This window comes from Isoptericola sp. NPDC060257 (genome assembly GCF_042726645.1).
Classification (GTDB): domain Bacteria; phylum Actinomycetota; class Actinomycetes; order Actinomycetales; family Cellulomonadaceae; genus Isoptericola; species Isoptericola nanjingensis.
The window spans coordinates 1-9,310 of record NZ_JBHXAW010000180.1 but is presented as its reverse complement, the minus strand read 5'-3'; the positions used below and the strand labels follow the sequence as shown (position 1 = coordinate 9,310).

Annotated in this window: 9 protein-coding genes and 1 pseudogene; 2 read left to right on the top strand and 8 right to left on the bottom strand. The window is 72.9% G+C overall.

What is annotated here, in order from left to right; translation table 11 throughout:
* Positions 1-80: 80 nt before the first annotated feature.
* The 6 genes from ACFWEK_RS14580 to ACFWEK_RS14555 form a co-directional block, all read right to left on the bottom strand.
* Positions 81-830: an SDR family oxidoreductase gene (locus ACFWEK_RS14580; protein ID WP_430547076.1), complete on the bottom strand. Its 750-nt coding sequence runs from the start codon at positions 828-830 to the stop codon at positions 81-83.
* A 112-nt stretch (positions 831-942) separates the two neighbouring features.
* Entirely contained in the window at positions 943-1,692 is a 750-nt protein-coding gene (locus ACFWEK_RS14575; protein WP_430546981.1) for an IclR family transcriptional regulator, read from the bottom strand.
* Between the two features lie 37 nt (positions 1,693-1,729).
* A complete protein-coding gene (kduI, locus tag ACFWEK_RS14570; RefSeq protein WP_430554509.1) occupies positions 1,730-2,581 on the bottom strand; it encodes a 5-dehydro-4-deoxy-D-glucuronate isomerase in 852 nt (283 codons plus the stop codon).
* Between the two features lie 59 nt (positions 2,582-2,640).
* Entirely contained in the window at positions 2,641-3,945 is a 1,305-nt protein-coding gene (locus ACFWEK_RS14565; protein WP_430546983.1) for a TRAP transporter large permease, read from the bottom strand.
* Positions 3,946-3,955: 10 nt separating this feature from the next.
* Positions 3,956-4,459, bottom strand: coding sequence for a TRAP transporter small permease (locus tag ACFWEK_RS14560; RefSeq protein WP_430546984.1), 504 nt, complete (start codon positions 4,457-4,459; stop codon positions 3,956-3,958).
* Positions 4,456-5,520: a TRAP transporter substrate-binding protein gene (locus ACFWEK_RS14555; protein ID WP_430554508.1), complete on the bottom strand. Its 1,065-nt coding sequence runs from the start codon at positions 5,518-5,520 to the stop codon at positions 4,456-4,458. Before ACFWEK_RS14555 ends, ACFWEK_RS14560 begins: the two co-directional genes overlap by 4 nt.
* Positions 5,521-5,680: 160 nt before the next feature.
* Between ACFWEK_RS14555 and ACFWEK_RS14550 the strand changes: the two genes are divergently transcribed.
* Positions 5,681-6,685 (top strand): NAD-dependent epimerase/dehydratase family protein, encoded by a 1,005-nt coding sequence (locus tag ACFWEK_RS14550; RefSeq protein ID WP_430554507.1) that lies wholly within the window; start codon positions 5,681-5,683, stop codon positions 6,683-6,685.
* 50 nt (positions 6,686-6,735) lie between these two features.
* Positions 6,736-7,416, top strand: coding sequence for an HAD hydrolase-like protein (locus tag ACFWEK_RS14545; protein ID WP_430554506.1), 681 nt, complete (start codon positions 6,736-6,738; stop codon positions 7,414-7,416).
* A gap of 67 nt (positions 7,417-7,483) precedes the next feature.
* On the opposite strand, the gene ACFWEK_RS14540 is transcribed toward ACFWEK_RS14545, so the two are convergent.
* Together ACFWEK_RS14540 and ACFWEK_RS14535 are read right to left on the bottom strand one after the other, a co-directional pair.
* A complete protein-coding gene (locus tag ACFWEK_RS14540; protein ID WP_430554505.1) occupies positions 7,484-8,569 on the bottom strand; it encodes an LLM class flavin-dependent oxidoreductase in 1,086 nt (361 codons plus the stop codon).
* Positions 8,566-9,168, bottom strand: a pseudogene (locus tag ACFWEK_RS14535) (LLM class flavin-dependent oxidoreductase); the annotation flags it as partial. The pseudogene ACFWEK_RS14535 and the gene ACFWEK_RS14540, both read right to left, overlap by 4 nt.
* Positions 9,169-9,310 lie beyond the last annotated feature (142 nt).

Sequence of the window (9,310 nt, the reverse complement as noted above, 5' to 3'; positions counted from 1 at the left end):
GCCCCTCGACGTAGCACCAGATGGCGGTTCCCCGCGGGGAACCGCCACCAGGTGCTACGTCGACGCGATCCGTGCCCGGCTCAGCGCGCCAACCACCCGCCGTCGACGGGGATGATCGCGCCGTGCACGTAGTCCGACGCGGGCGAGGCGAGGTAGAGCACCGCGCCGGCGATGTCCTCCGGCGTGGCCCAGCGGCCGGCGGGGATGCGCGCGAGGATCTCGGCGTTCCGGTCCTCGTCGGCGCGCAGCGCACCCGTGTTGGCGGTGGCCACGTAGCCGGGCGCGACGGCGTTGACGTTGACGCCGCGGCCGGCCCACTCGTTGGCGAGAGCCTTGGTCAGGCCCGCGAGCGCCGACTTCGACGCCGTGTAGCCCGGCACGTTGACGCCGCCCTGGAAGCTCAGCATCGACGCGGTGCCGATGATCTTGCCGTGCCCGCGGGCCAGCATGCCGCGGCCGACCTCGCGCGAGAGGGTCCACGCGGACCGCAGGTTCACCTCGAGCACGTGGTCGAAGTCGGCGTCCGGGTGCTCGGCGGCCGGGGCGCGGCGGATGGTGCCGCCGTTGTTGACCAGCACGTCCACCTCGCGCTCGACGAGCGTCGCGGCGAGGGCGGCGACGGCGTCCCGGTCGGACAGGTCGGTCGCGACCGGCGTGAACCGGCGCCCCGCGGCCTCGACCGCGCGGCGGGCGTCCGAGTCGCCCTCGGGCATCGTCGTGCTGATGCCGATCACGTCGGCGCCCGCGCGGGCCAGGAGCGTCGCGATCGCGAGGCCGATGCCCTTGCTGGCGCCCGTCACGGCCGCGGTGCGGCCCTCGAGGCTGAACAGGCGCGCGACGGCGGGGTGGAGCCCGGGTGCCTGGGCGGTCGGGCGGTCGGTGGTGCTGGTGCTCACGTGTCTCGTTCCTTCGTCGGGCCCGGGGCTGGCGGGGCGCTGGGCCCTACCGGTCGCCCCCGAGCGCGTGGGTGATGTCGGCGGCCGTCTTGTGCAGGTCGTCCGCCATCGCGGCGAGCTGGCTCTCGGTGTGCTCGAGGGCGAGCGACGAGATCGACAGGCCGTAGTTGGAGTGGCCGGAGTGGTCGCGGACGGCGGTGCCGATGCACACCACGCCGGGCACGTTCTCCTCGCGGTCGAACGCGTACCCGTCGCGGCGGATGTCCGCCAGCTCCGCGCGCAGGTCCTCCAGCGTCGCGAGGCTGCGCGCCGTGCGGCGCGGCAGCCCGGCACGGTTGACGAACCGCTCGACGGCGTCGTCGTCGAGCCGCGCCAGGATGGACTTGCCGATCGCGGAGGTGTGCAGCGGGATCGACGCGCCGACGCGCGACGGCATCCGGTACGGCTTGTCCGAGTCGGTGCGGACCAGGTAGATGATCTCGTCGCCGCTGCGCACGCCGACGTGCACCGTGCACTGCACGCGGCGCACGAGCTCGTCGACGTACGGCTGGACGATCGTCGAGACGTCCACCCGGTCGTACGCCGCCCCGGCCAGGGACAGGATCTTCGGGCCGGGCACGTGCGTCCCGCCGTCCGCGACCCGGATGAAGTCCCGGTCGACGAGCGTGGCCAAGATGCGGTGCACCGTCGCCTTGGGCAGGTCCACCGCCGCCACGATCTCGCTGAAGCGCCCGTGCGTCATCGCCGCCTCGAGCACCAGCAGCGTCTTCTCGCTGGCCGTCGTCGCCTCGCTCATCGACCGTTCCTCCTCGTCCCTGCGCGTCCGCGCGTCCTCAGCGCATGGTCGCAACGTCGAACCCGTCCATGTCGTCGAACGCCTGGTTCTCGCCGGCCATCGCCCACACGAAGGAGTATGCGGCGGTGCCGACGCCGGAGTGCACCGACCAGCTGGGCGAGATGATCGCCTCGCGGTCCGCCACGACCATGTGCCGCGTCTCGGTGGGCTCGCCCAGCAGGTGCACGACGCGTGCCTCGGCCGGCAGGTCGAAGTACAGGTAGCACTCCGTGCGCCGGTCGTGGGTGTGCGCGGGCATGGTGTTCCACATGCTGCCCGGGTGCAGGGTCGTGACGCCCATGACCACCTGGCACGACCGCACGCCGTTCTCGTGGATGTACTGGTTGAGCGTGCGGCGGTTGGACGTGACCTGGTCGCCGAGCTCGCGCACGGTGCCCTGCCCGGGCTCGATCAGCGTGGTCGGGTACACGGTGTGCGCCGGCGCGGAGAAGAGGTAGAACCGGGCGGGCCCGGCCTCCCCGCCGGCGGTCCCGGACGAGCTGTCGGACGCGAGCACGACGTCGGCCGCGCCCCGCCCCACGTAGAGGCACGCGCCGTGCGCGAGGCGGTGCTCCGTGCCGTCCACCGTGATCGTGCCCGAGCCGCCGACGTTGACGATGCCGGCCTCGCGGTGCTCGAAGAACTGCTCCGAGCGGATCTCCGGGTAGCCCGGCAGGGTCAGCGGCGCGGAGACCGGGCTGACGCCCCCCAGCACCACGCGGTCGTGGTGGGTGTAGACCGTGCGGATCTCGTCGTCGACGAACAGGTCGGGCACGAGGTAGCGGTCCCGCAGGTCCTGGGTGGTCATGCCCGGGATCTGCTCCGGGGCGGTGGCGTAGCGCTGTTCCATGGGAACCTCCGATTCGGTGGTGGGCGGTGGGACGGGCGGGTGCGGTGCCGGCGGCGCGGTCAGGCGAGCCCGAGCAGCCCGGGCAGCCAGAGCGACAGGGCCGGCGTCATGGCCACGACGAGCAGCAGGATCACGAGCCCGACGAAGAACGGCACCAGGCGCCGCATGACGCTCTCGATGGACATGCCCGACACCCTGGCACCGACGAACAGGACGGGCCCGACGGGCGGGGTGATCGTGCCGATGGACAGCGCGAGCACCATGAAGATCCCGAAGTGCACGGGGTCCATGCCGAACGCCGTGACCACGGGCAGGAAGATCGGCGCGAAGATCAGCACGGCCGGCGTCGGGTCCATGAAGCACCCGATGACCAGCAGCAGCACCACGATGAGCACGATGAGCACGTACGGGTTGGTGCTGACGGTCAGCAGGGCGTCGGTCACCAGCTGCGGGATCTGCGCGAACGACATGACCCACGACATGACCGCGGACACCCCGACGAGGAACATGACGATCGCCGTCGTCCGGCCGGACTCGAGCAGGATCTCGCCCAGGTCGCGCACCTTGATGGAGCGGTACACGAACGACAGGACCAGCGAGTAGAGGACGGCGATGCACGACGCCTCGGTGGGCGTGAAGACGCCCGCCAGGATGCCGCCGATGACGATGACGATGAGCAGGAGCGCCGGCACCGCCTCGCCCGCCACCTTGAGCCTGGCGGGACCCGACAGCTTCTCGGTCACGCGCAGCTCGGGCCGCTTGCGGGCGTACAGGTGCACGATCACCATGCAGACCGCGGCCCACAGGATGCCGGGCACGTAGCCGGCCACGAACAGCGCCGCGACGGACGTGCTCGACACGAGCGAGTAGACGATCATCAGGTTGCTGGGCGGGATGATCATGCCGGACGGCGCGGACGCGATGTTGGTCGCGGCGGCGAAGTCCTTGGGGTAGCCCTCCCTGGCCTGCAGCGGGCCCATCGTCGAGCCGACGGCGGCGACGGCCGCCACGGCCGATCCGGACACCGAGCCGAACATCGCGTTCGCCGCGACGTTGGTCTGGGCGAGCGACCCGGGGGCGCGGCCCACGAGCATCTTGGCGAAGTTGACGAGCCGCAGCGCGATCCCGCCGTTGTTCATGATCACGCCGGCGAGCACGAAGAACGGGATCGCCAGCAGGGAGAAGTTGTTGACGCCGCGGAACATCTGCTGCGCCGACGTGAGGAGCCCGTTCTCGAAGCCGAGCACGGTGATCGCGGCGAGCGCCGACGACGTGCCGACGGCCACGGAGATCGGGATCCCCAGCGCGAGGAGGGCGAGGATCCCGACGATCAGGACCAGCCCGGCGATTGCTGCCACCTCCATGTGAGCCCCCTCAGACTGCGTCCGGCTCGCCGTCGGTCGTGGCGTTCTCCACGCCACGCACGACGGCCACCAGGTGGTAGACGGTGTAGAAGAGCACGAGCACGCCCGAGACCGGGAGCACCAGGTAGAGCCAGCCGACCATCAGCGGGAGGCTGGGCACGTCCTGGGTCCAGGTGAGCTGGGCGAGCTGCCAGCCGCCGTAGACGAGCACCAGCGCGGCGAACGCGAACGTCACGACCTGGCTGAGCACGGCGGCCGCGCGCTGCAGGTGCTCGGGCGCCCTGCGCACCAGGAAGTCGACGGCGATGTGCCCGCGCTCGCCGAACACGAGGGCGGTGCCGAAGAAGCTGAGCCACACGAACAGGTACTTGGCGAGCTCCTCGGACCACACGCTGGGCGCCGACAGCACCTGGCGGGTGAAGACCTGCCACGCCACGACCAGCACCAGCGCGCCCAGGAGCAGCACGCACAGCCAGCGCAGCACGACGTCGAGGCCGTTCTTGACGCGGGTCATCGCTCCTCCTCCGCCATCTGCTCCGCGACGGCGCGGGTGCGGTCGTAGAGCTCGCGCGACGTGGGCGTGGTGAGCTTCTCGTCGAGCAGCGGGGCGACGGCCTCGCGGAACGGCTCGACGTCGGGCGCGTTGAACTCGGCGCCCGCCTCCTCGGCGGCCCGCTGGCTCTCCGTCATGACCTCGGTCGTGAGACGGCTCGACTCGTCGTAGGCCGCCTGAAGCTCCTCGAGGAACACGGTGCGGTCGGCCTCCGACATGGCGTCGAAGGTGGCCGGGTTGGTGATGAGGTAGTCCGGGATCATGAGGTGGTTCGTGTACGAGTAGTACGGCGCGACCTCATCGTGCTTGAGGTTGCGGTAGATCGACTCGTTGTTCTCGCCGCCGTCGATGACGCCCGACTGGATCGCGGTGTAGACCTCGCCCTGGCCCATGGGCGTGCCGACGCCGCCCATGAGGTCCATCATCCGGCTGTTGGTGTCGGTCTCCATGACGCGGATCTTGAGACCGGCGAGGTCCTCGGGGGTCTCGATCGGTCGCACCGAGGTGTAGACGCTGCGCACTCCGGCGGAGAAGCCGCCCAGCACGCGGATGTTCTGCTCCTCGAGCGAGGAGTACAGGTCGCCGGTGATCGCGGGGTCGTTGAGGACGGCCTCCTGGTGCGCCTGGGAGTCGTACACGTACGGCATGTTCAGGGCCACGAAGTCCGCGTTGATGTTCTCCAGGAGCGACCCGGCCACGAGGGCCAGGTCGACCGCGCCGGACTGCACCAGCTCCACGGTGTCCTTCTGCGCCCCGAGCGTCTCGTTCGGGTACACCTCCACCGAGTAGCGGCCGTCGGTCCGCTCCGCGAGCCGCTCCCCCAGGTGGGTCATCGCCACGGCCTCGGGCTGGTCGGCGTTCTGGTTGAACGCCACCTTGAAGACCCGCTCCGCCTCCGGCGCGCCCGCGCCGTCGGACGCCGCGCCCCCTGCCGTCGCGGTCGTGAACCCCGCGCCGCAGGCGGTCAGCGCCACCGCCACGAGCGCCGCAGACCCTACTGCGGCCAGTCGTCTGAGCCTCATCGCCCCCTCCTTCTGCTCCTCGTCGAGCGAGGCACCCGAGGTGCCTCATGGTCCGTCACACGGAACTCAGTTCTGCAGTACGGAACCAGTTAGCGGGGCTGCCTGTCAAACGCCGGGCCCGACGCAGGCCTCTCCGCCTCGGGGCGGGCACGATGGACCCATGAGCATCCGCAGCCCTCAGGACGTCCTGTTCATCGGCGGCTCCGGCGTCATCAGCGCCGCGAGCGTCACCCGCGCCGTCGCTCTCGGGCATCGCGTCACGGTCCTCAACCGCGGTACGTCGACGACGCGGCCGCTGCCGCCGGACGTCGAGCCGCTCGTGGCCGACGTGACCGACGACGACGCCGTCGACGCCGCGCTGGCCGGCCGGGAGTTCGATGTCGTCGCACAGTTCCGCGCGTTCCGCCCGGACCACGTGGCGCACGACGTCGAGCGCTTCACCGGGCGCGTCGGGCAGTACGTCTTCATCTCCTCCGCCTCGGCGTACCAGACGCCGCCCGAGCGCCTGCCCGTGACCGAGTCCACGCCCCTGCGCAACCCCTTCTGGCAGTACTCGCGGGACAAGATCGCCGGCGAGGACGTCCTCGTCCGGGCCTGGCGCGATCGCGGCTTCCCCGCGACGATCGTGCGCCCGTCGCACACCTACGACCGCACGCTGCTGCCCACCACGGGCGGCTGGACCGACGTCGCGCGGCTGCGTGCCGGGAAGCCCGTCGTCGTGCACGGCGACGGCACCTCGCTGTGGACCCTGACCCACACGGAGGACTTCGCGGTCGGGTTCGTGGGCCTGCTCGGCCACCCCGCCGCCGTGGGCGACACGTTCCAGATCATGGGCACGCACGCCCCGACGTGGGACCAGGTCTACCGCTGGCTCGCGGCCGCCGCGGGCGTCGACGAGCCCGAGCTCGTGCACGTGGCGTCCGAGACGATCGCCCGCGCGCTGCCCGACGTCGGGCCCGGTCTGCTGGGCGACAAGGCCCACTCGATGGTGTTCGACTGCGCCAAGCTGCGCGCCCTGGTGCCCGAGTTCGGCACGACGATCACCTACGACCAGGCCGCCGTCGAGCAGATCGCCTGGCACGACGCGCACCCGGAGGCGCAGCGGGTGGACGACGCCCTCGACGCCGCGTTCGACCGCCTGGTCGCGCACGCGCGCGCCGTCTGAGGTCCGGGCACCTGGACGGACGCGGGCACCCCGGCACGTACCCTGCCGGGGTGACCCGCTCCCCCTCCCCGCTCGTCCTGCTGGACCTCGACGGCACGCTCACCGACTCCGCGCCCGGCATCGTCGCGGGCATCCGCCACGCCTACGGCGCGCTCGGGCTGCCCGTCCCCGACGACGCCACGCTGCGCTCGTTCGTCGGCCCGCCGATCACCGACACGTTCCCCGCGCACGGCGTCCCCGCCGACCGCGTGGACGAGGCGGTGCGCGCGTACCGCGAGGCGTACGCCGCCGGCGGCATGTACGACAACCGGGTGTTCGACGGCATCCCCGAGGTGCTGCGTGCGCTGCGGGCCGCCGGCTGCACGCTCGCCGTCGCGACGTCCAAGCCGGAGGTGTATGCGAAGCCCATCTGCGACCGGTACGGGCTCACGGAGCTGGTCGACGGCGTCTTCGGCGCCCCGCTCGACGAGGGCACGTCGACCAAGGCCACGGTGATCGCCCAGGCCCTCGCGTCCCTCGGGCGCACCTCCCCCGTCGACCCGGCCGAGGGGCCCGCGCTGATGGTCGGCGACCGCGAGCACGACGTGCACGGCGCCGCCGAGCACGGCATCCGGTGCGTCGGCGTCACCTGGGGGTACGCCGCGCCCGGCGAGCTCGCCGACGCCGGTGCCGTCGCGCTGGTGGACGACGTCGCCGACCTCACCGACGCCGTCCTGTCCCGGCTGCGCTGACCGGCGCCCGCGAGTTGTCAGGGCCACGTGCGGGAAGACGCGCTCGTGGCCCGGACAGGTCCCGCGGTCAGTCGCGGAGCAGCGGCAGCAGCTGCTCGCCCTGGCGGCGGATCTCGTCCAGGTACGGGGTGTCGGACAGCACGAAGTGCGTGACGCCGAGGTCCTGGTAGCGGCGCAGGGACTTCGCGACGTCGGACGGCGAGCCCACGAGCCAGGTGGTCCCGGCGCCGCCGCCCCCGGCGCGGGCGGGCGCGGTGTACAGGTTCTCGTCGAGCACGTCGCCGCGGGCGGCGAGGTCGAGGAGCCGCTGCTGCCCGACGGCGACGGGCCGGTCCACCGCTCGATGATCGGCGTCACGCCGCCACCCCTGCGCCCCGGACGACTCGGCGAGCTGCGCGACCTTCGCTTCCGCATCGCGCCAGGCCTCGTCGGTGGTGTCACGGACGAAGGTGGTGACGCGCAGCCCGAACTGCAGCGGCGCGTGCTCCCGGCCGACCTGCTCGCTCAGCGCGCGCAGCCGGTCGATCCGCTCGGCGACGCCGTCCAGCGGCTCGCCCCAGAAGAGCTGCACGTCGGCCTCGGCGGCCGCCACCTCCTCCGCCTCCGGCGACGCGCCGCCGAAGTAGAGCGTCGGGTGCGCGCGCCCCTCCCGGCCCACGGGCCGCAGCGGCAGCGTGGCCCGGTCGGCCCGGTAGTGCGCACCCTCGAACGTCACGTCGTCCTGCGTCCACAGCCGGCGCACCAGCTGCAGGAACTCGCGGGTGCGCCCGTACCGTGCCGCGCGGTCGGTGACGTCGTCGCCGTACTGGGCGACGCCGTCCTGCCCGGACACGATGTTGATCCGCACGCGCCCGCCGGTGAGGTGGTCGAGCGTCGCGGCCGCCGACGCCAGGTGCGCCGGCTGCCAGTAGCCGGGACGGATCGCGACCAGCGGGTTGAACGTGGTGGTGCGGGCGGCGAGCGCCGCCGCGACGGTGAAGGTGTCCGGGCGGCCCCAGCCGGTGCCGAGCAGCGCGCCGTCCCAGCCGCGCTCCTCCAGCGCGAGTGCCTGCTCGGTGAGCGTGTCCAGGCTGTTGTGGTCCGCCGTGACGACGTCGCCGCGGTGGCCGGCGCGCACCTGGTTGGGGATGTACCAGAGGACGTCGGCGCTCATGCCCCCACCCCCGCGGTCGCGAGCTCGACGGCCTCGACCGACACGGCCGACGACGCGCCCGACGACGAGTACCGGCTCGCCGGCCGCTCCAGCCCGTAGTGCTCGCGCAGCGTGGTTCCCTCGTAGGCGGTGCGGAACAGACCGCGCGCCTGGAGGATCGGCACGACGTGCGCCGTGAACTCCTCCAGCCCGCGCGGCAGCACGGCCGGCATGATGTTGAAGCCGTCCGCCGCCTCGGCGTCGTACCAGTCCTGGAGGGCGTCGGCGACCTGCTCGGGCGTGCCGGCCAGCGTGCGGTGCCCGCGGCCGCCGCCCATACGGCCGATCAGCGCGCGGACCGTCAGCCGCTCGCGCCGCGCGAGCTCCACGATCAGCGTGTACCGGCTCTTGGCGCCCTCGATCTCGTCCTCGTCGGGCAGGTCGGCGGGCAGCTGCCGGTCCAGCGGCAGGTCCTCCGGGTCGACGCGCAGGGTCGCGGCGAGCTGGCGGCGCGCGTACTCGGGCACGATGAGCTCGTCGAGCTCACGCTCGGCCGCGAGGGCCTCGGCCTCCGTCGACCCGAGCACCGGCACGAGGCCCGGCAGGATCTTGATCCCGTCGGCGTGGGGGGCGGCCGCGGCCGGCCCGGGCGGGAGGGCGGCGGGGTTCGCCCGCCCCGCCGCGCGCCGCGGGGGGGGGGGGGACACCCCCCCCCCCGACCGCCCCGCCCCCCCCCCCCCCGACCCCCCCGAGGCGCCGCAG